31 protein-coding genes are annotated in these 25303 nt (G+C 63.4%); 2 read left to right on the forward strand and 29 right to left on the reverse strand.

Annotated elements, in window-relative coordinates:
* Positions 1–8: 8 nt before the first annotated feature.
* From PSEUDOMOFG3G_RS13410 to PSEUDOMOFG3G_RS13420, 3 genes are read right to left on the reverse strand one after another with little or no spacing between them, the layout of a single operon-like run.
* Complete coding sequence (locus PSEUDOMOFG3G_RS13410) at positions 9–314, reverse strand: hypothetical protein (RefSeq protein WP_139050257.1); 306 nt, start codon at positions 312–314, stop codon at positions 9–11.
* On the reverse strand, positions 311–1666 hold the full coding sequence (locus tag PSEUDOMOFG3G_RS13415; RefSeq protein ID WP_139050258.1) for an integrating conjugative element protein: 1356 nt from the start codon (positions 1664–1666) through the stop codon (positions 311–313). Before PSEUDOMOFG3G_RS13415 ends, PSEUDOMOFG3G_RS13410 begins: the two co-directional genes overlap by 4 nt.
* Positions 1666–2643 (reverse strand): TIGR03756 family integrating conjugative element protein, encoded by a 978-nt coding sequence (locus PSEUDOMOFG3G_RS13420; protein WP_139050259.1) that lies wholly within the window; start codon positions 2641–2643, stop codon positions 1666–1668. Before PSEUDOMOFG3G_RS13420 ends, PSEUDOMOFG3G_RS13415 begins: the two co-directional genes overlap by 1 nt.
* Here PSEUDOMOFG3G_RS13420 and PSEUDOMOFG3G_RS13425 point away from each other — a divergent pair.
* Entirely contained in the window at positions 2642–2815 is a 174-nt protein-coding gene (locus tag PSEUDOMOFG3G_RS13425) for a hypothetical protein (RefSeq protein WP_171061376.1), read from the forward strand. The two genes, PSEUDOMOFG3G_RS13420 and PSEUDOMOFG3G_RS13425, sit on opposite strands and share 2 nt — an antisense overlap.
* A 53-nt stretch (positions 2816–2868) precedes the next feature.
* Here the strand turns inward: PSEUDOMOFG3G_RS13425 and PSEUDOMOFG3G_RS13430 are convergent, their stop codons facing one another.
* From PSEUDOMOFG3G_RS13430 to PSEUDOMOFG3G_RS13540, 23 genes are all read right to left on the reverse strand, one after another.
* Complete coding sequence (locus tag PSEUDOMOFG3G_RS13430; RefSeq protein WP_139050260.1) at positions 2869–5610, reverse strand: conjugative transfer ATPase; 2742 nt, start codon at positions 5608–5610, stop codon at positions 2869–2871.
* The gene (locus PSEUDOMOFG3G_RS13435) at positions 5610–6026 is read right to left on the reverse strand and encodes a TIGR03751 family conjugal transfer lipoprotein (protein ID WP_139050261.1); all 417 of its coding nucleotides are present in this window, start codon (positions 6024–6026) and stop codon (positions 5610–5612) included. The genes PSEUDOMOFG3G_RS13430 and PSEUDOMOFG3G_RS13435 overlap by 1 nt, the downstream gene beginning before the upstream one ends.
* Positions 5989–7497 carry a TIGR03752 family integrating conjugative element protein gene (locus tag PSEUDOMOFG3G_RS13440; RefSeq protein WP_139050262.1) on the reverse strand — a complete coding sequence of 503 codons (1509 nt, stop codon included), beginning with the start codon at positions 7495–7497 and terminating at the stop codon, positions 5989–5991. Before PSEUDOMOFG3G_RS13440 ends, PSEUDOMOFG3G_RS13435 begins: the two co-directional genes overlap by 38 nt.
* A complete protein-coding gene (locus tag PSEUDOMOFG3G_RS13445) occupies positions 7487–8293 on the reverse strand; it encodes a TIGR03749 family integrating conjugative element protein (protein WP_139050263.1) in 807 nt (268 codons plus the stop codon). Before PSEUDOMOFG3G_RS13445 ends, PSEUDOMOFG3G_RS13440 begins: the two co-directional genes overlap by 11 nt.
* Positions 8293–8931 carry a PFL_4703 family integrating conjugative element protein gene (locus PSEUDOMOFG3G_RS13450; protein WP_139050264.1) on the reverse strand — a complete coding sequence of 213 codons (639 nt, stop codon included), beginning with the start codon at positions 8929–8931 and terminating at the stop codon, positions 8293–8295. The genes PSEUDOMOFG3G_RS13445 and PSEUDOMOFG3G_RS13450 overlap by 1 nt, the downstream gene beginning before the upstream one ends.
* Positions 8928–9329: a TIGR03750 family conjugal transfer protein gene (locus PSEUDOMOFG3G_RS13455; protein ID WP_139050265.1), complete on the reverse strand. Its 402-nt coding sequence runs from the start codon at positions 9327–9329 to the stop codon at positions 8928–8930. The genes PSEUDOMOFG3G_RS13450 and PSEUDOMOFG3G_RS13455 overlap by 4 nt, the downstream gene beginning before the upstream one ends.
* A gap of 7 nt (positions 9330–9336) precedes the next feature.
* Positions 9337–9714, reverse strand: coding sequence for a TIGR03745 family integrating conjugative element membrane protein (locus PSEUDOMOFG3G_RS13460; RefSeq protein WP_139050266.1), 378 nt, complete (start codon positions 9712–9714; stop codon positions 9337–9339).
* A 16-nt stretch (positions 9715–9730) separates the two neighbouring features.
* A complete protein-coding gene (locus PSEUDOMOFG3G_RS13465) occupies positions 9731–9970 on the reverse strand; it encodes a TIGR03758 family integrating conjugative element protein (RefSeq protein ID WP_139050267.1) in 240 nt (79 codons plus the stop codon).
* Entirely contained in the window at positions 9957–10292 is a 336-nt protein-coding gene (locus PSEUDOMOFG3G_RS13470; protein WP_139050268.1) for an RAQPRD family integrative conjugative element protein, read from the reverse strand. Before PSEUDOMOFG3G_RS13470 ends, PSEUDOMOFG3G_RS13465 begins: the two co-directional genes overlap by 14 nt.
* 243 nt (positions 10293–10535) lie before the next feature.
* A complete protein-coding gene (locus tag PSEUDOMOFG3G_RS13475) occupies positions 10536–11765 on the reverse strand; it encodes a hypothetical protein (RefSeq protein ID WP_139050269.1) in 1230 nt (409 codons plus the stop codon).
* A gap of 203 nt (positions 11766–11968) precedes the next feature.
* Complete coding sequence (locus tag PSEUDOMOFG3G_RS13480; protein WP_139050270.1) at positions 11969–12697, reverse strand: TIGR03747 family integrating conjugative element membrane protein; 729 nt, start codon at positions 12695–12697, stop codon at positions 11969–11971.
* A 35-nt stretch (positions 12698–12732) separates the two neighbouring features.
* Positions 12733–14859, reverse strand: a complete 2127-nt coding sequence (traD, locus tag PSEUDOMOFG3G_RS13485; protein WP_139050271.1) for a type IV conjugative transfer system coupling protein TraD — start codon at positions 14857–14859, stop codon at positions 12733–12735.
* A gap of 9 nt (positions 14860–14868) precedes the next feature.
* On the reverse strand, positions 14869–15330 hold the full coding sequence (locus PSEUDOMOFG3G_RS13490; RefSeq protein WP_257220765.1) for an integrating conjugative element protein: 462 nt from the start codon (positions 15328–15330) through the stop codon (positions 14869–14871).
* The gene (locus PSEUDOMOFG3G_RS13495) at positions 15327–15881 is read right to left on the reverse strand and encodes a lytic transglycosylase domain-containing protein (RefSeq protein ID WP_139050272.1); all 555 of its coding nucleotides are present in this window, start codon (positions 15879–15881) and stop codon (positions 15327–15329) included. The genes PSEUDOMOFG3G_RS13490 and PSEUDOMOFG3G_RS13495 overlap by 4 nt, the downstream gene beginning before the upstream one ends.
* On the reverse strand, positions 15863–16582 hold the full coding sequence (locus tag PSEUDOMOFG3G_RS13500; RefSeq protein WP_139050273.1) for a TIGR03759 family integrating conjugative element protein: 720 nt from the start codon (positions 16580–16582) through the stop codon (positions 15863–15865). Before PSEUDOMOFG3G_RS13500 ends, PSEUDOMOFG3G_RS13495 begins: the two co-directional genes overlap by 19 nt.
* A gap of 10 nt (positions 16583–16592) precedes the next feature.
* Complete coding sequence (locus PSEUDOMOFG3G_RS13505) at positions 16593–17264, reverse strand: hypothetical protein (RefSeq protein ID WP_139050274.1); 672 nt, start codon at positions 17262–17264, stop codon at positions 16593–16595.
* Positions 17261–17770, reverse strand: coding sequence for a PilL N-terminal domain-containing protein (locus PSEUDOMOFG3G_RS13510; protein ID WP_171061377.1), 510 nt, complete (start codon positions 17768–17770; stop codon positions 17261–17263). The genes PSEUDOMOFG3G_RS13505 and PSEUDOMOFG3G_RS13510 overlap by 4 nt, the downstream gene beginning before the upstream one ends.
* A gap of 131 nt (positions 17771–17901) precedes the next feature.
* A complete protein-coding gene (locus tag PSEUDOMOFG3G_RS13515; RefSeq protein WP_257220767.1) occupies positions 17902–18339 on the reverse strand; it encodes a hypothetical protein in 438 nt (145 codons plus the stop codon).
* 151 nt (positions 18340–18490) lie between these two features.
* Positions 18491–18985, reverse strand: a complete 495-nt coding sequence (locus PSEUDOMOFG3G_RS13520) for a JAB domain-containing protein (protein ID WP_139050275.1) — start codon at positions 18983–18985, stop codon at positions 18491–18493.
* 66 nt (positions 18986–19051) lie between these two features.
* Complete coding sequence (locus tag PSEUDOMOFG3G_RS13525; RefSeq protein ID WP_139050276.1) at positions 19052–19309, reverse strand: hypothetical protein; 258 nt, start codon at positions 19307–19309, stop codon at positions 19052–19054.
* Between the two features lie 67 nt (positions 19310–19376).
* The gene (locus tag PSEUDOMOFG3G_RS13530; RefSeq protein ID WP_139050277.1) at positions 19377–19904 is read right to left on the reverse strand and encodes an STY4534 family ICE replication protein; all 528 of its coding nucleotides are present in this window, start codon (positions 19902–19904) and stop codon (positions 19377–19379) included.
* Between the two features lie 758 nt (positions 19905–20662).
* Positions 20663–22636 carry a DNA topoisomerase III gene (locus PSEUDOMOFG3G_RS13535; RefSeq protein WP_139050278.1) on the reverse strand — a complete coding sequence of 658 codons (1974 nt, stop codon included), beginning with the start codon at positions 22634–22636 and terminating at the stop codon, positions 20663–20665.
* 108 nt (positions 22637–22744) lie between these two features.
* On the reverse strand, positions 22745–23089 hold the full coding sequence (locus tag PSEUDOMOFG3G_RS13540) for a helix-turn-helix domain-containing protein (protein WP_139050279.1): 345 nt from the start codon (positions 23087–23089) through the stop codon (positions 22745–22747).
* A 141-nt stretch (positions 23090–23230) separates the two neighbouring features.
* On the opposite strand from PSEUDOMOFG3G_RS13540, the gene PSEUDOMOFG3G_RS13545 reads away from it, so the two are divergent.
* Positions 23231–23458, forward strand: coding sequence for a hypothetical protein (locus PSEUDOMOFG3G_RS13545; protein WP_139050280.1), 228 nt, complete (start codon positions 23231–23233; stop codon positions 23456–23458).
* Between the two features lie 94 nt (positions 23459–23552).
* Here the strand turns inward: PSEUDOMOFG3G_RS13545 and PSEUDOMOFG3G_RS13550 are convergent, their stop codons facing one another.
* Genes PSEUDOMOFG3G_RS13550 through PSEUDOMOFG3G_RS13560 form a run of 3 tightly spaced genes read right to left on the reverse strand, consistent with a single transcriptional unit; the run spans position 23553 to position 25239 of the window.
* Complete coding sequence (locus PSEUDOMOFG3G_RS13550; protein ID WP_139050281.1) at positions 23553–23981, reverse strand: single-stranded DNA-binding protein; 429 nt, start codon at positions 23979–23981, stop codon at positions 23553–23555.
* A 5-nt stretch (positions 23982–23986) separates the two neighbouring features.
* Positions 23987–24487: a DUF3158 family protein gene (locus tag PSEUDOMOFG3G_RS13555; RefSeq protein WP_139050282.1), complete on the reverse strand. Its 501-nt coding sequence runs from the start codon at positions 24485–24487 to the stop codon at positions 23987–23989.
* Positions 24484–25239 (reverse strand): PFL_4669 family integrating conjugative element protein, encoded by a 756-nt coding sequence (locus tag PSEUDOMOFG3G_RS13560; RefSeq protein WP_139050283.1) that lies wholly within the window; start codon positions 25237–25239, stop codon positions 24484–24486. The genes PSEUDOMOFG3G_RS13555 and PSEUDOMOFG3G_RS13560 overlap by 4 nt, the downstream gene beginning before the upstream one ends.
* Positions 25240–25303 lie beyond the last annotated feature (64 nt).

The raw sequence follows: 25303 nt of genomic DNA on the forward strand, positions 1-25303 counted from the left end.
ATTGCACCTCACACGCGAGACAGTTCGACCAGGATGATTGAGCTGAAGCCGATCAGTCCCAGGCGCTTGAGCCGTTGCTGGTCCGCAGGCGCCGGCCGCAAGCGCAAAGCCGCGGTCCAACCTGCGATGATCAGTGCATACAGTAGGGCGCGCCAGGAGGCGAGGTAGGGTGTAGCCCTGTGCGCCTGTCCGAACCAATCAATCTGGGCACCTGACAGCTGCAGTACGATCCAGGCAATCAGGAGCATCAAGGCCATGGCGCTGAGGATTAGCAGCACATGGGCGATCGTGGACTTCACAGAAAACTGCATCATGGCGTGCTCCTACCTTGGTCGGCGCGGTGCAGTCGGTCCGGCTCCGGATCGCGCTGATCGATGCTGCGGGAGGCATCGGCGCCGCCGGCATGGCGATCGAGGACCAGGCTGGCGGTGTTGGTGGCCAGCGACTGGCGCACCTGCAGCTCCGTTTGCAGCAGGCGGATTTCGCGCTCCAGCGTTTCGACATTGCCGTTGAGGGCGTGGGTGGCGGGCTGCGCCGATGCGACATTAGGTTCATGACTGCCGGCCAGGAGTGTCCGCTGCAGCAGCATCGCCTTGTAGATCACGCTCGACAGCGCGGTCTCGCTGGCCAGGCGCCGGGCCAGCAGGTTCTGGTCGGGATCGTCGCGCAGACCCTCGATGACGCCGCGGGAGACCTGCAGCAAGGGACTGGAGACTTTGTTGAGGTTCTCCGGCGTGGGTTGCTCGGCGCCCGACAACATTCGTTGCAGACCCTCGAGGTGCTCCGTGTAGGTTTCCTGGATCAGCGGCGACAGGCCTGTCCCGGCGGTAACGCGCAGCGTCTCGCAGTCGTCGCAAGTTTCCACCTCGGTTTCACCAAGCACTCGGGAGGCCCATTCGGAGGCTTCCTCGGGGCTCGACCAGGCCTGGCAGATGGCGCCATTCTGGCAACCGGAGCCGACGGCCGAGGTGTCCTCGACGGTCCGGTTGTGCAGCAGGTTGTAACCTGCCTTGACGACGTCCGAGGTCACCCGAATGGGTTCCTGACCGTTGCCACCGGCTTTTTGCCCACCGACCCAGCTGACGCCGTTGTTGCCGTTGTTCGTTTCGGTGTCCTTCACCGCCATCACAGCATCACCGTCGGACTGCTCGAGGTTGTGCTGCATCTCCTGGTTCTGCGCCAGTGCGCCCCAGCCGGCCTGGTCGACCTTGTCGGCCATTTTTCCCGCCATGGCCTGGCAGGTGAGCTTTGAACGGTCAAAGTCGATACGCCCTTGCAGCACGCCGTTGCTCAGTAGCTCATACAGGCCGGGGTTGGCGCGCTGGATGATCATCGCCGGCAGGGACATCACGGCCTGCGTGGCATTCTGGATGACGTTGCCCATGATCTGCTGGAAGCCTTGGGTGGCGCCATTGAGCTGGTTCTGCAGGGTGTTGGAGAGGTTCATGTTTCCGCACATCATGTTCGCGCGCCAGGACATGCCCACACCAAGCCCATTCGGGCGGTAGAGCGAGGAGGGGGATCCCGTCGCCGATCCGCCGCCGATGGTGTACATCACGCGGTCATCCAGGACCTGGGCCTGGTCGCTGAGCTGGTAGCCGCTTTCGGCGGCATGGCCGACGGCACTTACGAGGGCGCACACCAACCCGAGCGAGAGGGTATTCATCATTGGCCTCCATCAAAGTCGATGCTGAACAGGAAGGTCTGGCCCATTCGCTGACAGCAGCGGTAGGGACGCCATAGCGACCAGGCATAGGCGCCATCAGCGCTCTGGATCGTCGAACTGGGGAAGATGGCGCAGGTGCTCTGGATCACCGGGGTAAGCAATTGCCAGCGGTGGTTGTTGACGTTGTTCTCCATCACCGGCTGCGGCGGCCAGTAGCCGGGAGATGGCCTTGGCTGCAGCGGTAAATAGACATGCGGTTGGCCGGCGCGTGTGATGAAGTCGCTGGCGCGCTGAGCCATGACGGCGGATGCCTTGAAATCGTCAGGCTGCACCAGAAAACCGTGCCGCGGGTAGACGCTGCCCCACAGGTTCCCGAGTGCCTGGCTGCCAATCTCGCGCATGCCCGGAATGAGCGCCTGTGGGTAGACGGATTCGGGAACGGCCTGACGCCAGGCCAGCGGGTCGAGTGTGCTCAAGTAGTACGGCGCAAGGGGAGTCGCCCCACTCGGGCACGCATAGCCGAAGCTGTGCGCCAGAGCCGTCAGCGCTGAACCGCCGGGATGCCCGATACCGTCAACATTCTTGAACCGCGGCAGATTATCGCGCTGCGGCGACGGGGTGATCAGGTTGCCACCCCCTTGCGACGCCGGCGTGGGCATCGACAGTGTGGACATCTCGCCCCAGGGATTGCCGCCGGTGTCGGAATAGCTCGACACCACCAGCTCGGGAATAAAGTGGCGGACCTTGGGCGAGGTCTTCACTGTGCAGCCAAACGGCGTACAGAGCAGCCAGTAGCAGATCCCGACTACTCGGTACTCCAGGCATTGCAGCGAAGTGACGGAGGCGATGATGACCGGGGTGGTCAGTGCCAGGCACTGCTCGGCCGCGACGAGCAGAACCGCCGCGGTGAAGGCTCGGCCACGGCCAATCTTTCTAGACTGTGGCGATCTGCATCGGGTGGTGGCGGTCACGATCATGGGCAGCGCTCGACAAGTGGCAACGGTGTGCATCCGTGCGCCAAGCTTGAGCATCCCGGATCCGACCGAAGAGGACGGCGAACAAACCGAGCCCGGCGTGATCGGTTATGTCAGTCGCCGGGTTGAGGGCCGCGAATTGTGTAAAGTCGCCGCAGAAGTATCAATGGACTGATGCCGATTTTTGTTGATTGAAAAGGCCATTGAAGATCGCCGGCGCTCGGGTGTTCACGACATGCCGCGCAACCGATCGATCTCCGCCGCGACTTGGAGAGCGGCGTCCAACTCGGACTGTTGGTGCTCTTCCATCAGTCGCCAGCGCTGGGCTTTTTCCTCGGGCTCGGTCATGGCCAGGGCGAGGTACAGGCTCGGCGGCACCGCGCGAAACAGTGTCTCCAGATTCTTCGACAGAACCACGCCTTCGGTGTATTTGCCCGAGGCCTTGCTCGCGGAAAGCAGCAGGGCCTTTTGTGCCGGCGTGAGCTTTTTGAAGCGGGCGATCTCTTCGATTTCTGCCGGCGGCATGTTCAGGCAGATCCACCACTCGATCATGTTGAGCATGGTTTGCGCCGCGTCGGGGAAGTCGGCCAGGTTCTGCGTCGCCAGCCAGAACCACGCGCCGAGTTTGCGCCACATCTTGGTGCCCTTGACCACAAACGGCGCCAGCAGCGGATTCTTGGTGATGATGTGGCCTTCGTCGGTGACCATGATGATCGGGCGACCCAGGTACTGGTCGCGTTCGGCGAGGTTGTTCACCGTGTTCATCAGGCTGATGTAGCTGATCGACATCTGTGCCTCATAACCCTCACGGGCATAGGTGGCGAGATCGACAATCGTGACATCGCTCTCCGGCCAGGGGGTGCCTGGCCGGTCGAAGAGAACGCCCTCGAAACCTTGGCAGAACAGGTCGATGGACTCGGCCATTTCCTGTGCCCGCTCGCGGCGCTTGTCGGGCAGGTGGGCATCGCTGGCGACCTGGCGTAGCGCGTCGCGAACGTGGCGCGTCATGACCTGCTGCTCGGTGGCGGCACAGTGCCTGGCGGCGTCGAGGATGCACTCGCGGATCAGACTGCGGTCCGCCCGAGTCAGCCGCGCTTCTTCCTTGGCTTCGCCACCGGTGATCATCAGGCGGGCGGTGATCTCCAGTTCGCCCAGCACGTCGCGTTGTTCGTCATTGTCCGGCGCGGCTTCATCCAGGTCCTCGGTCGACAGGCTGGCGACCTGGTCGGGGTGCTCGATCAGGCGTCGGGCATCGGCGAAGGGAGCCAGGCTCAAACCACTGCCGGGCTTGAGCTGGACCTTGTTGACGGACAGCCCGAGGGTGGCGAAGTAGTCGCCCTGCAGGCCGAAGGAGTTACCCGCTTCAACGATGAACAGCCGCGGTCGGTACACGGCCATGACCTGCATCAGGATCGAGACCAGCGTGGCCGACTTGCCGGCACCGGTCGGACCGAACAACAGCAGGTGGCCATTCATGGAGCGGTCGAAGCGTGACAGCGGATCGAACGACAGGGGCGCGCCACCGCGGTTGAAAAAGGTGATGCCTGGATTGCCGGTACCGATGCTGCGCCCCCAGAGGGGCAGCAGGTTGGCGACATGCTGAGCGAACAACAGCCGGGTGTACCAGTTGCGCGTGTCTCGAGCGGGGTTATAGACCATCGGCAACCAGCGCAGGTAGCTGTTGCACGCGGCGACTTCATCGCCCTCGCGCACCGGTTGCAGGCCCGCGCCAAGCAGCACATTGGCGGCCTGGATCGAGCGCTGGCGCAATTGCTGTTCGTCGGCGCCGCGCAGGTACAGCGCCAGGGTGCCGCGATACAACTTGTGCTGGCGCCCAATCAGCGCGCGGGCCTCTTCCACGTCCTGGCGGGTCTGGGTTGAGGCGAGGTTTTCCCCGATGGCTTTTCGCGCCAGTCGGTTGAGCTGCTCCTCGAGCACATCCTGTGGCGTGATCACCAAGGTCAGGCTCATGACTGCTTGCTCGGGCAACTGATCGAACAAGGCGTTCAAGGCCTCGCCCTTGCGGGTTTCGCCGGTCAGCTGACCGATATGGGGCGGCTTGCGCAGCTTGTCGACCACCATCACCGCGTGGGGTTGCTGATCGAAATACCACAGGCCCTGGTCGCTATCCGAGCGCGGCTCCTGGAAGAACAGTCGCTCGGCAAAATCGTGGTCGAACGGCAGCGGCAGACCCTCTTCGTCATCTTCCTCTGGGTAGGGTACGCGTCGATAGAACGCTGCGGGTGATTCGCCGGTGAGGGCAGGGGCCGGGTTGAACCAGGGCAGCAACCAGGCGTAGAAGTCGCGCCCGGTCAACCGCCGAGGATTGACCCCACAGGCCTGCAATGAGGCCACCAGGCGCTCACACGTCCGGCTCAGCAGCTGAACCGGGTTCTGCCCGTCGTCGTCGGCATGGTCCCCCAGCCAGCGATAGACCACCAGTCGAATCCGCCGATTGCTGCCGCGCCAGGGTAGGTGAGACACGACATGGTCATCGAACAGTCCGCCCGGTTTGGCGATGGCGGCGAGGTGACCCTGCATCAACGCGAGGAAGGCCTCGGTGAACGGCGTGCCGCGAGCCCGCGGCGCGATGTAGCGCTCCAACCGCTCCAGGTACGGGGAAAAGTCACAGTCGTCTTGGCAGAAGAACTGCACCACCCAGGGTGCCTGGTCGAGTTCGTCAAAACTGTCCTGCAGCGCATCTTCCAGGGCATCGCGGGCCGCCATCAGCCACTCGGGTTCACGGCCCTCGGTACCGATCGGCTGCAGCTCAAACACGGCGCCCACTGAACGGTTGTCATCGAGCAGAAAACACTGCTCATCCTCAAGGTATTCGACCCAGGGCAAGTGGTCGGCGAAGCTGGGGTTATGCGCGTACTGGGCGGCTTCATCGGCAAGGGTTGCGCGCCGACGCTGCGCCGCGCGCCAGGGCTTCCAGCGCGGCGGGTCGCGATTCGCGTCATCGGCCATCACAGATCTTCCAGGCGCTCGCCGGGCAGCGCGTACTGGACCTTCTCGTATAGCGGGAACACCGTCGAGTAGCCGGGCACCGGCGTCTGCTGGGTGCCGGCCAGGTGCGGGTAGACGTACATGACCAGGTCTGGATTGGGCAGGCGCGGGAACTGAGCGTGGATCTCGTTAGCGGCCGTGCGGGTGTAGGCGCTCTGCTCGCTGATCAGGCGCTCTGGATCGAGCACGGGTCGGCGCAGTTCGCTGCGTGCCTCCTGCAGCTGTTGCTTCGTGCCAACCGAGCCATTGCCGTTCCAGATATCCAGCATGGTTTGATCACCGTGGGGCAGCATTTCATCCTTGCTAGTGGAGCAACCGGCCAGGTGCAGGCTGAGCAGGCTAATCCAGATCCAGTACCGAAACGGATGGGCGTTCATGATTTACTCTCCGGCCTTTGGGTTCGTAGTCGATGCTGATTTCGTGATCCAGGTGCAAGGCCACCTTGGCCCCGGGCGGGACGTAGATGGCCGCGAAGGCTTCGCCGTAGAGCTTGTTGATCCAGTCACGGATGTCGCCAATGCCACCGCTGATGACCGAGTTCAGCGCACTGTTGCCGCTGTTCTGGGTCAGGCCCAGGCTACCGCCGGCCGAGTTGATGAAGGAGGTGTTGCTCTGCTCACTGCCCAGAGCCGCGGCGAAGCCGGCGCCGGCCGCGGTGATCAGGCTCTGGCTACCCAAGTACTGCTGGGCGTTGGAGCGGCGCTCGCCGGAGATGCAGGGAATGCCGTAGGGATCGGAGAGGTAGCCCAAGCCGCCGTGGATCTTTTCGGTGTCCGAGGTCTGGGTGCTGCTGCGATTGCGGCTGACAACCTTCTGTGGCTGCGGCACCGTGCGAACGGTGCCGTCGCTAAAGACAAAGGTAATCGATTCGACCTGGCCACGTACGCAGGACAAGGTCCAGTCGCCCGCGGCGGTGCCGCTCATGACCGCGCCAACCACGTCGGGCAGGTCGATGCCGTTGGCGGTAAGGTTGTCCGGTCCCACCAGCACCTTGAACGGATAGGGATCGTTCACCGTACCATCCACCGGCACCCGACCGATTAAGGCGGTCATGGCGATGGAGCCCATCAGCGTCGAGTTTTCGGGGATGGTGTAGACGGGTTTGGCACCCACGGTCCGATCCTCGGCGCTCTCTAGATCGCGTTCACCTTTGGCGACAGCGCGCAGCTGGACCTGGCCACGGTCGATCGCGTTGTTATCCAGACCGTGCAGGTCCTTGAATTTCGACGTTAGTGTCGACAATGGTCCTTCGGGTTTGGTGGCGTCCTCTTGGCTGGCGCGCGCATTCGATGGTTCGATCCACTGCACCGCGTCTGCCGGTGGTGGAACACTCGAAAATTGCTGCTCGTCACCTGGCTCGAGGCCAAAACCCACTGGCACGTCGGACTTCGCTGCGGGCTTGCCGGTGAGCTGGTCTTTGAGCCTGGACAGCAGCCCTTGGGTTTCGCGGTGCTGTTGCTCGGCCTTCTGCCGGGCGTCGTTGGCCTGCTGGCGCTGCTCGGTGACCTGTTGGGTGACGCTGCTCAACGTGCTCTGGATGCGGGTGTCGATATTGCCTTCGCGTGCGCGTAACCGGGTGTTCTCGGTCTGCAGCGTATCGTTGCCTTTCTTCAACGACAGCATCTCGCTGCGCATCGCCTTGACCTGTCCGATCAGTGTGGCCACGGTGTCGCGCGGGGTGTCGCCAGCGATGCCCAGAGCCTTTGCCTGTTCCGGGCTGAGCGTTGCCTTGTCGGGATCATGAGCAGGCTGGCCACCAGGCGCGGCCACCCAGGATTTGCCGATGATCAGTACGATCCCCAACAGGACACCGGGCACAAGCCACTTCAGCAGGCTGTTAGCTTTCATGATTGGCAGCCTCGGGTGCTGGCGGGGGCAGCAGCAGAGCGTGCTGCAGGTCGCCGCCGCGGGTGACGAGGTAAGCCACGGTGGTGTCTTCAGGCGTGCCGGCGTGGCCGAGGTAGGCATGTTGGAACGTCGCGGCGTACAGTGTGGCCTGCAGATGACGCGGGTCCAGTGAGACCTTGCCGGGTCCACGATTCACGATCTTCACTGCAGTCACCCAGTAGTCGCCAAGCCGCCAGGCCGCCAGCCCCTTGATCGCCACCCGTTCGGTAGGCAGCAGCGTATTGAACGCGGTGGATTCGCTGAGCGGTACCCGGCGCACACCGGGCAGAGGGGCCACGGTGCGCAGGGGCGCATACAGGTTCTGCGCCGCATAGCGGGTGAGCACCACCGGTACCGGGGTCGCAGCAGGTGCTGATCCCTGCGCGGTTTCCACGTCCGACGTTTGGGCCTGGGCAACGATCTTGACCGGCTCCAGCGACTCATTGCCGTCGAGCGCTTCGATGTCGATCAGGATGATGTCCCCCGACTTCACCGACTGCAGCTGCAGCCGGGTAGGAGGAAGGGCTTCCGCGGCGCGCAGGTACACCGTGCCGCCGACGGACTGCACGCGCAGCTTGCTGGCGATTGCACTCGGCAGCCCGACACGGATATCCTCATCCAGCATCAGGATGCGTTCCTGGCCCACCGTAAGCGGGACGGCCAGCGGCAGGCGGTCCCAGTATTTGACCTCGACGGCACCTACGGTTGAGCACCAGCCGGCGACCGACACCAGGATCAGGATCAAGACACGCATCATCACTCACCTCCGGGCAGCGTCAGCTTCTGTGGTGTGCCTTCGTAGCAGTCCAGGGCCAGGCCCCACTTGTTGTGCTCGGGGTCGACATCGAAGCGCACCACCCGCAGCGGATAGCGAACGACCACGCGCTTCACCGGCTCGGCGGCGTAGTACTCGTCGGCATTGAGGTCGAGCTTGACCAGCCAGCTGTGCGAATCCAGCTGCTTCACCCGCAAATTGGGATCGTCGCTGTAGCCGCGGCCCAGCACTTCGTACACACCGCGCACCCGGCCGCGTAGCTCGCCCGCCGCTTTGCGGTACTCGAAGTCGCCGTCGAAGAAGGTCTTGCACGCCGGGGTGAGGTAGGGTTGCAGGGCGAAGATGGCGCGGTGGTAATCGACTTCGCCATCGGAGGGCCAACGGTTGAGTTGGCCAAAGATGTACAGGGCGAAGGCATAGATGTTTTCGGGCGGCACATCCCACCATTTGCGCGTGCTGCCGGAACGCAGATCGGGCGGCACGTGAATGGTCAGCTCGGAGGGCGAGGACTGCCAGCCGTACCAGAGTGCGCCGCACAACAGCGCCAGGATCGCCACGGCCAGGCGTAGGCTGAGGATGTGCGATTGCTGCGCATCCACCTTGTTACGAAAGCGGCTCATGCGGCGCCCCTCACATGCCGGCGCGTACGCCGGACGGTCCAGGGGCCGGAGTGCAGGATCAACTGATGAGTGCCGACACCCCAGTGCACTGCCAGGTGCCACTGCAGACGCCGGTATAGCCAGGTTTCGGGACGAGCACGCTTGGCTCGGCGCAGCAGCTTGCCGCCGCCGAGCAACACCAGCGCCATGCTCAGGAACATGCAGGTGGGGAGGGTGGCGATGGAGGTGGTGGCGACCGCCAACGGCGCGCCGAGGATCAGGCCCAGCGCGGCGCCGACGATCAGCGCCACCCACATCTCGTCGTTGGTGAGTCCGCGGAGCACAGCCGGGGCACGATTAAGGCGCTCCGGCAGGAAAATCAGCGTGCCGTCAGGCAGGGTGGCAGGGGTGTCGGACATGCTGACCTCACAGAATCGTCGCGGCTTTGGTGAGGAACCACAGGATCACCACCACCAGCAGCGCGCCGACACCCACCACCGCGCCGAGGTCCTTCCAGGTCTTGCGCTGGTTCTGCACATCGGCGTAGACGGTGAGCGAATGCCAGGCCACGCCGAGGAAGGCTAGGGTGGCGATCAACAGCCCAAGCAGAATGCCGCCGTCGTAGGCGTAGTTCTTGATGGTGTCGATCAGTCCCGAACCTTCGCCGCGGGACGGCGCTTCCATGGTCGGCAGGTCGGCCCAGACGAGCGTCGAGCTCAGCAGCACTAGGCCGCCGAGGAGGGCTTGCGAACAGGTATCCCGCAGCATGGTGAGCGGGCGGTGGCAACGATGGGAGCGGTTCATGGCAAAGGCCTCCTAGTTACGACAGCATGAAAAACATCAGTACGATCAGGGCGAGGGCAAGGCGCAGCGTGCTGCCGCCGAGCGCGCCGAAATTGAGGTTGCCGGCCGCCCAGCCGCGGTAGCCGGTCCACAGCGCCCAGGCGCACCAGAGCAGCGCCAGCACCAGCACCGATGAGCGCCACAGCACCGAGCTGAGCTGCGGGGTAAACCCGGCAGCGGCGGAAAACGCACTGAGTTGGGCTTCAGTCATGCCCATCGGACGGGCTCAGGTGAGGCACCTCGGCGCGATAATTGCCGGTTAGCTCGGCCAGGTCGGCCGGCTGCGCTCGGGCGGGCGACAGGTACTTGTTGATGCCCTGGCGCACGTGCTCGAGGTCCGCTGCAAACCTCGGATAGTCGAAGCGATAGCGGGCCCCATGGGCATCGGTAGAGCTGCTGCGCGCGCGGTCGGCCAATTGTTCGATGGCAGTGATCTGCCGCTGCATTAGGCCCAGGTCCGAGCGCTCGCGAACGTCTTGAGCAGCGGCACCGAGCGTTACCATGCAGGCGAGCAGTAACGGGTAGGGGAAAAGTGTCATGGTGAAATCCAGCCGGGAATCTGGCATTCACCTTGATGAAACGGGCAGCTTTTGGTGTGTATTAAAGGGATCTTCGAGCCTTCGCTTTAGAAAATCAGAGCAGTACTGAGATTGGGTTGGAGGGGACGGTACTGGTCTTGGAGACTAACTCTACGCAGGCGGTCGTGCCGTCCAAAATTCGGCCCGGTGCGACCGTAACTGCCCATGGCGTCCTCTCTAAGCGACTACAGATCAAGGGGTAACCTACTCAACGGCTGGGGCCGGCCTCTCAAGATCGGTTTGAGTCGCTACTTCATAGTCGTTTAGGTAGGCGACTTGGTGTTCAGTGCCGTGTGATCGAACAAACTTCTGCATCGCGTCCGACATTGGTGGTTCGATGAAAAAATCTCCGTACCGCTCAACGAATCCAGGCCAGTGTGCAGTCAACAGCCCTTGGCTGCGGAATTTGGGGGCGACCCACACCCATGCAAGCGTCCACTCTTCGTCGCGCGGCCCCGGCTGTACCTTCGAAAATGCACATGCACCGGCGATGGTACCGTCTGGACCGGCTGGTAACAGGTAACCATGCCAGCCACTCTTCACTGGGTTCACATCGTCCCCAGCCCACTGAACAAAGTCATAGCGGAACTCGCGCTTGAATTTGACAGCCCGCCGGTACACCTCCTTTTGCATCCACATGGGCGCCTGGGTCTCGATAGCGATGAGGTGGCCCGTTTTCGCCAGGCGTTTGGCAAGTCGGACGTTCGGAACAGGATCCAACAGTTGTGCTGCACGCCGATGGACTTGCCGATGCACCCTGGTCTCAGACGGCGTGTTGGACAGGTATGACAATCCGCAGTAGCCACATTCGATATTTTCCTGCTTAAGCTCCCGGTGCTTGGGACCTCTCACTTCCAAAGAACGCGCCTGCCCAGCCTGCCTGACCAGCTTGTAGCGGTAGCCCGCAGGGCTTCGGAACGTATGCTCCGACTTTGCACCCGGTTCGGGTTTTGCCGTTGAGCGTAGGACCATACAGCGCCTGCCGGCCCACAGGTTGTAGGTCAAAATTGAATGTTTGGATGCAGTAAGCAGTGTGCGCGACTCGAGCCCTGGCAAAAGCGCATTCACCAGCAGCTCGGCGGAAACCATGATTCCGAGGTGTTCCATGTAAATAAGCAGACCGACTGCGTCCGTTAGCTGGAAACCGATAAAGCCAAAGGTGTCATCCCCAAGGTGCTGCGGCCGGAACAGCAAGCTTCTGGCGGGGATCTCCACCTGCTCGGCCAGCCACTCGATGTAGTGTTCGATCTGGCCATAGTGGCGGTCTTCGGTCAGCAGCGCGTAGTCCCCGAAATCAGTGATTGTCACGCCTTGGTCACGGAGCATTTTCGTCTCGTAGTTCGACAGCCTGGAGCTGGGTGTTAGCGCTGGCCGAATCTCCGTGACCAGATTGAACAGTCCCTCCAGCATCTCGCTCGATTTTTCGCCGCTCATAAAACCTCCTCGGCACTGTCAGCGCGCCGTGTTAGCAAGCACACAATCAGTGTTGTCGATTGAAGTTTTGAGTCTTGCTCGATCATTGACGCGCTCCAAGCACAGGTTCAATCCGATCCTAATCGGGTCGTTGGAATCTAGCCCGAAATCGATCGACGGGTGAAGCATTTGCGAGCGTCTATAGAGGGTCGATTGGCGGCCAATCAAAGATACTTTTTGAACGTCGCAGCAGTGATCGCCACCATGCACCCCAGCAACGCGGCGCAAGGCAGCAAGACCCAGTTGGGGTTGAGTGACCAGGGCAGAGAAAGGTAGATCACCCACGGGCTCAGCAGCAGCGGCAGCAATGTTCGCTTCGCGCGGTGGTAGACAAAGCTGCTCTCCCGGTCCGCCCCGAACTTGCGCAGGTCGCGCCGCATCAAACCATCGATGGCACCAGTGACCACGGCGAGCAAGAACAGGGGCGTGGCCAGGGTGAGGACGGCCAGGCGAACCACGAAAGTGAAGACTGTAAACAGTGCTGCCAGCAGGTAGTCCTTGGCCACTACGTAGACTTGGGCAAACTGCCCCTGCAGCGACGCCTCGCGACTGAGCAGCTTCAGCTGGGCGTCGGATTGCGCCCATCCGGAGCGGACCACAAACCAGTCGTTCAGGCGCTCAAGGATTTTGGCGGTCGCTTGCGCCGGCTCTTGCACGAGCAGCGAACTCTTGAAATGGTCACTGAGCCAGCCCAGCTCAGTCAGCCACATGGCATGGCTGTGATGCCAGCCCTGTTCTGGCCAGAACCACAGCATGCCCACGAACTCCAACACGATGGAGAACACCAGCGAGGCGAACAGCAGGCCGAGCAGCCGAAAACTCAGCTCGACCGTACCGAAGATGAGCCCCGGACGTTTCTGTGCAGCAGGTGGGCTGGCTGGGGTGGTGGGCATATGGGCTCTCCACTACGCGGTTAATACCGGGGCGCTTACGATGCGCGTCTACGCTCAGGCGGTGGCATCTCGGGATCGAAGTTGACCGTTGGCGCACCTCCGACGCTGGTCCACCAGTTACCCGCGTTGGCGTTGTAGGACTCACGCATGCTTGCGGTCAGGGTCTGCAGATCCGCTGGCATCGCATCGTCGCTCGCCGGCGTCGGCAGTGGCATACGCACTTTCCACAGCTGCCCGCCCTCCTGAAACGAGAACATCTGGCCCTTGGGCAGGGCGATGATGTGTGCGGGTTCGATCAGCGGCACGGCGGTGGTGGTGACACGGTCCTGCGAGGACGAGGTGAAGTCCGTGCGAGCTTCGGGGTCTGCGGTGTCCGTTGCGCCGGAGACCAGGGTGCGCGTCTGCACATTGACCTTGGGCAGTTGATTGGTCAGCAGTTCCGCAGTCGCGGTTTCCCGAACCCGCAGCATCTGCAAAGTGTTGAAGTTGCCGATCACCTGGCCGGCTTTGGCCCGGCTGCCGATGCGCGCCTCGATGTCACTCAAGGTCTGGGTGTAGGCAGTGACCTGGATACCCGCGCCGCCGCCCTTGTTGATCAGCGGGATGAACTCATCGCCCATGAGCTCGTTGAACTCGTCGGCGTGCAGGTTGATCGGCACCTTGTCTGCCGCGCTGGAGGAGCCTGGCAGGCCGTGGTCGATGCCGTGCTTGTAGATATGCCCCGCGACGGAGACCAGGTCGGCAAACATCGAGTTACCGACGGCGGCGGCGACTTCGGCATCGGACAGTGCATCCAGGCCGACATAGACGATGCCGCGTTTGCGGATGACCTGCAGCCAGTCGAAGATCGGTCGCGGATCGTCCAGGTCGGCGTAGTTGGGGGCCAACAGTTGCGCCGTCTTGCCACTGGTGAGCTTTTCCAGCAGTGGTAGCAGCGAGGCCACGATCTTGTCGAAATAGGTGCGGTCATAACGCACGGCCGAGCGCAGACCGTCCATCACCGGGTCGAAGATGCGCTTGGCCGTCAGGTACTGCTCGATGGCGACCACGCGCTTTTCCCGGCCAATCATGTGTCGCGGTACGTTCTTCTCGTTGAGGCGGCCCTCGATCTGCACGATCGCTTCCCAGGCCTGCGCGTCGTGGTGGGCAAAAAAGTGTTGAGCGTACTCGATAAACAGCGCGTCGATGTTCACCACGTGGCGCTGGATCTGCAGGTAGTCCGGACGCCGGCCCAGTTCGATCAGAGCCCGGGCAATGATGTTCACAAAACGCCAGGCGAACTCGCGAAAGGCTGCGGAGTTGCCTTCGCCGCTCAACTGCCCGGCGATCCGGGTGGCAACCTCCGAGATGCGGCCGAAGCGGCCGATGGCGTTGTAGCGTGCGGAGATCTCCGGCCAGCCCAGGTGGAACACGTAGAACTCGTGCTCGCGGCAGGCGCGCCGAGCTTCCACGTACATGCGCTTGAGCAGGTCGGCGTCGCCCTTGGGGTCGAAGACAATCACCACTTCCTGGGTCGGCCGGTGGATGTCCTGAGTAATGTAGACCTCGGCCAAGCGCGTCTTGCCGACCCGCGTGGTCCCCAACACCAAGGTATGCCCCACGCGTTCGCCCAGCGGCAAGGTGGCTTCCTGCTCTTTCGGCTCGACGCCGTGCAGCAGCGGCGAACCGCCGACCGGTGGCAGCGGACGCACCGGATTCAGTGGGCTGTCCCATGCGGTCATTCGGGGCAGCAGCGAGAGTCCTGGCGGCGCCTTTTCCAGCAGACACTCCAGGCGCCGGGCCCACTGATACGCAACCGATTGGTTCACATAGCGGGCGAGCGCCGGGTCTTGAGCTTCGAGCAGACGCTGGGTATGCAGGCGAGTCCAACGAAAGCCACGGCCCATGAACAGGCGCTTGCGGCTCACCGGAATCTGTCGGCTGGTCAGTGAATAGCGCGGCAGGCGGCGAATGTTGCGCCGATAGCGCAGGACGACCAGGGCCTCGTTCAGCCGCTTGATGCCCAATGCCGAGTAGGCCAGGGCCATGCCCATACCCACCTCAGGTGACAGTGCCACTGCCCAGGGCGAGTGCAAGCACAGGGCGCCGGCACCGGCGCAGATGCCCACGGTGTACAGTTCCACCGCGGGGCGCAGCAGAGACTCCATCGCATGGTCAACCATGAAGGTCCCTCACTGTTCCAGGCCGGTGGGCGTGATAAGCACTGGGTAGTGCTCCAGCTCCAGCCGTTCGGCGATGTCGTCGCCACTTACCGGCCAGATGTTCAACCCGGGGGCTGCCGCCTGAATACGGCGCAAAGCCTGGGCGTCGGCGACCTCGACCGCCAGACCGCTGGCTCCTAGGTCCTGGAGGGCCTGCGCATGCCGCGACAACCACTCCAAGGAATCGGCGTCCTGCCCGACCAGGAACAACGGCGTGATGCCTGACAGGTTCAACGCTCTACGCGGCACGGCGCCTGGCGTGAGGCGCGCGCTGTGCACCGGCAGCACCCAGTTCAGCGCGCGTGGATCTGGCGTCTTGTCGGGGGCGGGCGACTCGAAGGCCGCATCGGGCAGGGAATTGGCGAGGACATCGAACGCAGCGAGGGTCAGCCACTGACAGATGGCCAGCGCCGCCAGGCGCGATAGCCTCATGGCTGTGACCCTCCACGAACGGACGCGATCGCTTGGATGCGCTGCCAGTGCCGACTGAATTGTGTGCGGTAGCGCGCCGCAGGCACGCCACCGGCCGGCCGGTGATAACGGCCGGCCGCCACGACCCAGTCACCGGTGTTGACATAGTGTTCGCGCAGCAGTTCGGCGGTGACGGCCAGATTAGCCCGCGGATCGAGTGCGTCGCAGGCGCTGGGGTAGCGGTCAGGGTGATAACCGAGATTGGTCTGTCCCAGTCCGACATCGATGCGCTTGGGGTCATGGCGGGTGAGTTCCACTCGGAGCGTGGCACAGGCCTCATCGCGACTGGCAAAGCGAAGTGGTGTGCCAGCGACATTCAAGGTCCAGGGCCAGGGCATGAGGTGACCGCGCAGCGGGATGCCGCTCTCCTGCAGGGCGATGGCGAACAGCACCGAGACGGGAATCCCGGCCCGCGCGGCGGCCAACTGGTACGCGGGCGGAGGCAGGACGTCCGCTTGGACGACGGTTACGCCGGTCAAGGCCAGCGCGAGGATCAGTCGATGCGCAGCCATTTCCCGTCCTCTTGCTGAAAGCGCGCCGGCAAGGGGCGGGTGGCGCCCAGGGCGAACCACCGGCCGCGGTCGTGGTTGAGGGTGACCTGGCCGCTGCTGACCTGGGCGGGCGTAATGCCTGCGCCACGCGCCCAGTGTCGGAGACGCGCATCGTCACCCTGGCTGCCCACCAAGTACACGTCCAGGCGAGCGCCGACGCGGAGCCACTCCTTGGTACTGGTCACGCAGGCTGGACAGCGTTCTTCCACGAACAGGGCAAAGCGGGCGTTGCTCGATGTTGCTGACTCGTCGGTCAGGCCCTGCACTGGCAGCATCCCCGGAAAGAGTCGCGCCCAGGCGGCGGTGTAGGCTTTCTGGTAAGCCAGCTCGCGTTCGGCGCGTTTGGCTTCGAGACGAACCTGCAGTTCGGCGTAGCGCTGCCGCTCCTGGTCCGAGTCGGCCTCTACACCCAGGGTGGTGAGCGGATCGAGTTGCGGCGACCAGTAGTGGCGGGGCCCGGTCTGCAGGCGCTCGAATTTGGCCCATTCGTCATCCGTCAGTCCCCAGGCCTTGGCCTGCATCGTGACCGAAGACTGCCGATCCAGCAGTGTCTGCTCGCTGTAGCGTTGATCGGGCCCTACTGCGTTCGGAGCGCTCCATCCCGGCCCTGCCAGCAGGCAGGTGGGGAGCAGGATCAGCGAGAGGGCGGAGAGCCGAAGCATAAACATCTCTTCACGGCAGGGGCAGTGTGCGATCGCCGAGGCCGGGGACGTGGAACACGGCCTGGTCCCCGCGGATCGCGCGCAGCTGCCAGCCGTTGAGGCTGTCGCCGGGTTGCAGTAGGTGCACGGTCGACAGCGAATGGGCACCGGCGGGCAGGGCTGCAACGAACCTCACCACGCCCCGGGTCTCGATACCCAGCAGGGTCAACGGCGGGGCGATGGCTTTGGCCTTGGCTTTCTGGCCGCTGGAGACCGGCGGCCGTGTGTTCTCTGTCGCTGGCACGGCAGCTCGTGCCGACAGGGTTTCAAGCGTTATTTCTGTCTTGCCTAGCCGCTGTTCCAGTGCGCTGAAATCGGCGCTGCTCGGCCCACTTGGTGCCGCTTGAACGGCCTTCAGCGACGCCGCCATCGCATCTAACTGCTGACTGAGCGTCGTCTGCACCGAGGCATGTTGACGTTTCGCGTCGCCCAACGCCGCCACCTGCGGTTGCAGTGTCGCGAGGATATTGCCGAGCGCATCGACGTCGCGCCGCAAGGCGGGCGCCGGGTCGGCGGGGGCACTGCGGGCGGCGGCCTGGAGTTCGGCCAATTGCTGGTGTTGGTTGTACGTTTCGCCAGCCAGCACGGCGGCGCCGAGGCACAGGGCGCCGATCACCAGGGCCTGAAAATGGTTGACCTTCATGGCGCGATCTCCAGTGTCGAGAAGGGCGGTTTGGGCTGTGGCGAGCGGAGGGAGTAGCAGACGGTCCGATCGACCGGATCGACGTCGAGCTGCCAGGTCGGGCCGCCGATGATGGTCAAGGCATCCAGCAGCGAGATCGGCCCAAGCTGGTGGTGCACCGCGGGCAGGGGGCGGCGAAACAACTGATTCACTGCTGCGCTGTTGGGGCAGAGTGAGTAGCCCGAGCGTTGCAGCACGTGACGCAGTGCCTCACCGACGTTCGCGTGCAGGGCAGGGGCAATCTGTACGTTGATCAACTGATACAGCGGCTGGCGCTGCTCCAGGGTCGGCCGCGTACTGGCCAGGGTGTATCGGTCCTGGCGGACCCAGGCCGGTGTAACCGGTTGCTGCTTGGGCGATGAGCTCGGCACCGCTGCTGGAGTTGCTGGGGCGGGTGCCGGTGGCGGCGTGTTGCAGCCGGCCAGCGCGATCATCAGTCCGAGGCTGGAGAGTGTGGGGGTATGCATGTCCGGGTCTCGACAGAAGTTGCCGACACCTTGGCGAAAGTGCCAGCCGCGCTCCTACCGAAAAACCGAATCTGGCCGTCCGGATTACCGTGAAGCGATCATGAAAAAGGCGCCCTGTAGGGCGCCTTGGGTCAGTCTTCAGTGAATAGGGGCAGCTCCGGGGGCGGCGCTGCGTCGGGGTCAAAGATCAGCAAACGGGTGTCGGCGTAACCTGCCAGCAGCAACAGCTGCAACAACACGGGTGGGACATGGTCGTCGCGCATGCGTGCACTGACTTCGTCGGCGCTGCAGCTGCTGTGCCCTTCGGCCTTCATGCTCCAGGGTGTCGAGTACAGCTTGCACCCCACGGCATGGCTGCTGCGGAGTTCGAAGCACTCGAAGAAGCCTGTCGGTGAATGTTGCCAAGCTCGCTCTTGCAGGTACTCGAATTCCGTCGTTGGCAGGTGGGCAACCGTTTGGCCGTCGGGGATGACCGCGCAGTCGTCATCGAACACGCATGGCTGGAAATTGATGGCCTCGTTGGGCAGCTTGATTGCGCCGGGTGCAGAGGGCGGTGGCAGGGTGGACAATCGTCGGCATAACGGATCTGGACGACGCGTTCGTAGCTGAGATCGTGGAAGCCGCGAAGGAAGGGATTGCGAAAGGATGGGTGCATGATGGCTCTCCAGCGGCGCAGAGGCCACCCCGAACTGGCGGTGGCCTCCTGGGCAGGGATGGCTGTCAGATCCAGCCGTTTTCGGCGAGCGAAAGCGGGGTGCCTTCACCGACGATGATGTGGTCCAGGACGCGCACCTCAACCAGGGCCAGGGCCTCGGTCAGGCGTGTGGTGAGCACCCGGTCGGCGGAGCTTGGCTCCGGGCAACCGGAAGGGTGGTTATGACTGAAAATCACGGCGGCGGCGTTGTGTTCCAGCGCCTTGATGACAACCTCGCGTGGATAAACGGAGGCGCCGTCGATGCTGCCGGTGAACAATTCGTCAAAGCTCAGCACGCGATGGCGTGAGTCCAGGCAAAGCAGCGCGAACACTTCATGTTGGTAAGGAGCGAGCCGCAGTTTCAGATAGGCCGCAGCGTCGGAGGGGGTCAACAGCAGTTCGCCGCGCTGGAAGTAACGCTGATCCAGCAACTGCAGGGCTTCGGTGATCAGCGCATCCTCATGGGCGCGTTGGGCCAATGCCGGGTCGAGCGCGTCGACCAGGTTCAGGGCAGTGTTCATGGGCAATTCCTCGTGGGACATGGAGCGCCCCCTGGGGGAGTGCCCCAGGCGGGTGAAGTGCATGATTTACAGACGCGTGAAGCGATGACGGGCACCGTGTAGCGGGCTCTGACATCCCTCGCACGGTCGGGTGGAAAAAGACCTGATGCCGGTGCCGGTCTGCGGATCGAAATCGGCGCTCAGTGGCATCAGGGCTTGCAGTTCGGTGCGCAAGTGCGCGATGCGTTGCTCGACTTCAGCCTCGCTGTAGTACAGCGAAAGCGCGCTGAAATCGTCATACGCGACTGCTTGCAGGCAGTCCTCGCAGAGCCAGTAGCTTTCCATAACCACCTCCGACGGGAGTGGACAACAGGCGCTCGTGGGAGCGCCTGTTGGTGGCGGTCAACGTGCCTTAGGCAGGCTGACGGGCGGCGGAGGATTGACGCGCGACGGCAGGGGTGGGTTGGCGTTGTTCGGCGACGGTGTCTGCTGGGTCCGATTCCGCTGCACCGTCAATAGCTGCGGTGGAGTCGGTGCGAGCAGGTGCTCGGTAGCTGAACTGACCATCGACCTTGATCCACTCGATGAAGATCAGCCGGCCTTTCAGGCTGGCACCGGGTTGGCCCTTGCGCTCGCCTTTTTCGTACAGGAAGGGGTCAACCCACAGGTCGCCAATGCGAAACGCGATCAGGACCTTGCGTTCAGCACGGACGTCTTCCAGGTGTTCACGGATCAGCCGTTCGGCTTCACCGCTGGCGACCTTGCAGTCGAAGCGGGTGTACTCGACGTCGTCCGAAGCACCGTGCAGGGCGGCAATGTCACAGGCCATGAACGGTTGCCCGCGACGTACAGGGACCTCGCGAACGCGGTTCAAGTAACCAATGCCTTGGGTGTGCAGGTTGAAGTAGGTGGTGGGAGCATTATTGCTTGCAGTCGTCATGGTGGATCTCCTGTTTAGCAGAAACGCGGACATCCACCGGCCCTGGCGGCTGGTGAGTTCCGCAAGGGGGAGGTGCAAAGAAAGCGTGATCGGTAGAAGGGCGCTCATCACCGAGAGATCAGTGACCGTGCGAGCTGCCGAGCGCTGATCGCACTGGGGGAGAACCACCCGAAACGGGCGTAGCCTTGAAGGTTCCGGCTACCTGGGCGCTGTCAGCGACAGCGGTGTGCAGTTCATCTATAAAACGGCGCCAACGGCCCGTCAACAGTGGATTGGGGGAGGCTTGGGCGGGCGGAAGTGGGTGGCACTCAGTGGATTCTGGGTGATGAAAAAATAGCCCGACGGTCATCAGGCTAGGAAGAGCTAGACCACCCTTGACCCGGTAGGGTGACACCGGAGTCCATCGCAAAACCTCCGCTGTCGATCCACCTGGATCAACCGACCCTTGTCGTGGCCTGGGCCGGAATCAACTGGCACGCATCCGCGCACAAAAGGTGCCCAGTGTTTCGCCGGCGGGCACCGGTGCTGAGCATCGTCGCCGAAGCGGATGACCCCTGAGACCTGACACAAGCCGCACGGGTCATCCACCTTGGGGACCTGGAACGCTGGGGAGAAATCCGAAGAAAAAGTGAAATGCGGCTCCGAACTCTACGAGTCTGACCGAGCTGCCCGGAGCGAATCGGTCTGGGGTCGCCAAGCGGCGAGAGCCAACTCACTACACCAGCGCTGTGGCGCGCCGTCAAGTCAGGGATACCCGCTCACGAAGGACCTGGCTGCTTGGTGCGCTTGGATTTGGCGATCGGCTTGGTACCCTTGCACTCCGGGTAGCGAGTACACGACCAGAAACTGCCGGTGCGGCCTTTGCGCTGGCGCATGGCGCTGCGGCACACGGGGCAGCGCGGGCCTTTGGTCGGCGGTGGGGGCAAGGTGAGCGAGGCCTGGCCACGTACCAGCCGGGTCAGCCATTGCGCCTGCTTGGCGAGGAAGGTGTCGACGCTCAGCTGCCCCGTCTCAATACGATCCAGCGCTTGTTCCCAGAGTGCGGTCAGCACCGGGTCGGCGACCTCAGGCGGCACCGCCTCGATCAAGGTGTGCGCGGCTGCGGAGGCGACCAGGCTGCGTTTTTTCTTGGTCAGGTACCCGTGATCGATCAGGCCCTGGATGATCGCCGCGCGTGTGGCCTCGGTCCCGAGGCCGCAGCTGTCCTTGAGTTTCTGTTTGAGCCGTGGGTCATCCACCTGGTTGGCGATGTTTTTCATGGCCTTGACCAGTGTGCCTTCCGTGTAGGGCTTGGGGGGCTGCGTGCGCTGCGCGTTGACCGTGGCGTCGGTCAATGCCAGCGCAGCCGACTCGCGCAGGGTGGGCAAGCGTTGGGTTGGCTCGACGGGTTCGTTGCCGTCGGCCTCGTCGATCACCGCCTTCCAGCCGCGGGCCAGGATTTGCTTGCCGCGCGCCAGCAACTGTTCTTCGTCACTGTGCAACACCGCCTGGGTTTTCAGGTACTCATGGTCGGGCAGCAATTGTGCAAGGTAACGGGCGCGAATCAGCGCGTAGACCGCTCGTTCGCGCTCTGAGAACTGTGCCAGGTCAAGCGTCACGGCGGTGGGGATGATGCCGTGGTGGGCGCTGATCTTGCTGCTGTTCCAGGCGCGGGAGCGTCGGCTGGGATCGACCTCTTTCAGCCATTGCCCCAGCGAAGGGGCCGCGGCCGCCAGGGCGTGGAGTACGCGCGGCACCTCATCCAGCATGCTTTCCGGCAGGTAGCCACAGTCGGTGCGGGGGTAGGTCGTTGCCTTGTGGGTCTCATACAGGGCTTGGGCCACCGTGAGGGTTTCCTGGGCACCGAGGCCAAGTTTGGCCGAGCAGATCTCTTGCAGCGTGCCCAGATCGAACGGCAGCGGAGGGCCTTCGCGCACGCGCTCGACCTCGATGCTGTGAACCTGGGCAGCCCCCTGGCTCAGGCGCCGCGCCGCGCTCTGGGCGAGCGCTTCGTCAATGCAGCGACCGGCTTCGTCACAGGCGGCGGTCGGTGGCTGCCAGCGCGCCAGAAAGACCGTCCCGTCGGCCTCAAGCTGAGCATCGACGGTCCAGAACGGCTGAGGCATAAAGCTCGCTATCGCCCGATCGCGCTGGACCACCAGACGCAGCGTCGGCGTCTGCACGCGACCCACCGGCAGCAGGCCGTCAAAGCCGGCGCGGCGCCCGAGCAGCGTAAACAACCGGCTCAGGTTGATGCCCACCAGCCAGTCCGCCCGTGAGCGGGCCAGCGCGCAGTGGTACAGCGGTAGGGTCTGCTCACCCGGGCGCAACGTGCCCAGTGCCCGGTGAATCGAGGCATCGTCGAGGGCGGAGAGCCACAAGCGCAGAATCGGTCCCTGATACTGACAGCGCTCGAGGATTTCCCGGGCGATCATCTCGCCTTCACGGTCGGCGTCCGTGGCAATGACCACCTCGGTGCAGGTGCGCAGCAGTTGCTGGATCACCTTCAGCTGGCTGGCGACCTTGGGTTTGACCACCGACTGCCAGCGGGTGGGGATGATCGGCAGGTCCTCCAGCGACCAGCGTTTGTAATCACCATAAGTCTCAGGGGGCGCTGTTTCCAATAGATGGCCCACGCACCAGGTGACGGTGACCACCTGGCCGTGCAAATAGCCGTCGCCGCGCCGGCTGGCCTGCAGCACGCGGGCGATGTCGCGGGCTTGAGATGGTTTTTCGCAGATAAACAGGCGCATACGCGGGCCCTCTCGGTGGGTACCGACAGGGTGGCGGTGTGGCGTGGGAGAACCAGTGAAAACCCGAATGCGCCGAGATCATATCGGCGAGTCAGTGGAGGTAAAAGGTTACTTCTTTTGCGCGAGGTGAGCGGCCAGCGTTTGCAGAAACTCCAGGGCAAACTTTTTATCGGCTTCGCCAAGTTCCTTGATCAGGGAGGCAATTCTCTGGCCTTGGTCCTGGGGGCGAGGACTGATGGCCAGCAGCAGCTCATCGGCGGGACAGCCGTACATATCGGCCAATTGCAGCAGCTTGTTGACGGTCAGTTCGACCACGCCACGTTCAAAGCGCGATACGGCTTCGGCGCCGATTTCCAGACGCTCACCGACTTGCTCTTGGGTCAAACCACGTGCGCGGCGATATTTCGCCAACTGGCGACCGATGTGTTGTGGGCTAGGCTCTTTGGCTGGCAACGGGGGCGCTCTCCAATTCGACCCATATGGTTGACCAGCAACCCGAATATATGAACGCCTCGCTAGGTTGACTGGCAACCCTATGAGGCGTATCAGCTAAATTGAGTGTGATAACCCGCCCGTCAAAATGGAGCTTACGACTTGGACGAATCTAACGAGCGTGAGGCAGATGCGTTAGCAATCAAGGCCTACGAGTTGTTCATGGCTACGCACCTGGAGCCCGGCAATCGGAAGGCGCGCGCCAGGTTGATCGCCTGGGTGCAGGAAAACCCGGCACACTGGCGGGCGTTCCTTGCCCTGGACCAGTACCTGGCGGAGGTGTCGCAGCTGCTGGAGGGTGACCGGCGCGGGAACGCCCGGCGGGATTGAATCGACCAGCAGGATCCAGCGTTGTGCGCCGAACGGGCCTCGTGCCCTCAGGGGGATCGCGCTGCAGGCCGTGATTCCTCCGAGGCCCCCCCGTTCAGCCGGTCTTGCGTGGGGTTTTCTTGCTAGCCCCCTTGCGTCCGGAGCCGCTGCTTTCATTGGCCTTTTCACGCATGGATACCGAGGCCAGCCGGTGCGGCAGGATGCCGATGCGCCGGGCCTCCACCTTGAACGTCACTCGCGCGTTGTCCTCGCTGTCCTCCCACTCATCCTTGACCGTCCGGCCTTCGACCAGGATGCGCATGCCTTTCTGGTACAGGGTGCTCCAGTGCTCGGCGTCGCGGTGCCAGAGCTCAACGGGAGCCCAATAGCCGCCGCGATCCTCGTAGCCGCCCTCGCGCGGTACCGGATTGTCGAAATAGACATTCAGCCGCAACAGGCGCCGCGGTTCTTCCGGAGTGCTGTTGAACTCCTGAAACTCCGGGGCGCTGCCGATGTTGCCTTCACCAACAAAGAACGTGCTCATGTTTGCTACTCCTCGGTGGGGGAACTGGAAGTTTGGAAAGTGGTCTCGGCGGCTTGCATCTTGCTGACGCCGGTCACGGCCTGGCGATACAGCGACTGCAGGCTGCTCATCTGCAGGTTCAGGGTGACGCGGTTGACCTCCAACTGGTACAGCGCCTCCCGTAGCACTGGGGTCAGATGCGAATGGCCCATCGCTTGCTGCCACACCTGTACCCCCATGCGCTGGAAATCCGGGCTGCGCCAGCGCAAGAAGTCGGTGCCGGTGGCGCTGTGCTGGACAACCAGTCGCAGGTCCAGCAGCGAGAAGGGCGGCTGCGCCATGATGGCCAGCATCGCCCCCATCAGTCCGGCGAGCTCGGTGCGCAGGCGCAGGATCGTCTCGGCGAACTGCTGCAACTCCCCCTTACCCTTAAAAGGCTTTAAAAGGCCTTTTAGGGAGGCACCTTGTTCGAGCTCGCGATAGGCATCCGCTGACAAACGTCGGGCGATCGCTTCGGCCAGGGTCACGCTTCACCCCCTTCGGACGGAACGTCCTGCGCGGGTTGTACCTCGGCTTCCGGCGCATCCGTCTGATCAGTTACCGACGCCGTGGCGCCGCGCGCGATGGGTGGGGAGAATTGGGATCGACGACGGCCCTCGAGAATGTCCTGCGGTGGGATGCCGAACTTGTCGATGGCTTCCCGGGCGCGGGCGTTGTTGGCGGCCATATCATCCCGGCTGACCCCGGCCAGGCGGTAACGCTGTGCCAGACCGAACAGGCTGCGCAGCAGATGCGCGCCACGATCGATCCAGATTTCCATGTCGCTGCGGCCGACCAAGGCGGTGTGATGGGCCAGTAGCACGCGGCGCACCAAGGTGTCATAGTCAGTCAGCAGGTAAACCGCGAGAAAGCCGAGCTGGCTGCCGATGAACAGCGGCAAGTTAACGGGGTGAATGTTGAGGTTGTCGCCAACATCGACCTGGCTGGGCAGATCGCGCTCCACGCGACTGACCTGCTCGGTCAGCGTGCGTAGTTCGGCCTTGCCCTGCAGCAGCTTGTCCTCCAGTTGCAGCATAAACCAGTCGGCATACGGGTCATCCTGACTGCTCGCGTGCTTGAGCAGGTTGGTCACGCTGATGTAGCCGGCCATGCCCATGATCGGGTGTACGCCTTCGCGGGCCATGCGGCCCTGCCACAGCCGGGCGGCATGATGGGTGTGCAGGGTGAGGGTGATGCTGCTGCGCAGAGAGCCCAGGTTGAGCTGATAATGATCGACCATCGCCAGTACCTCGCCGTCGGAATGACACCGACGATGAACTGATCCGTGAGGTTCATCCCGGATC

The organism is Pseudomonas sp. FG-3G (assembly GCF_901007645.1).
In the GTDB taxonomy this organism is placed as follows: domain Bacteria; phylum Pseudomonadota; class Gammaproteobacteria; order Pseudomonadales; family Pseudomonadaceae; genus Aquipseudomonas; species Aquipseudomonas rhizophila.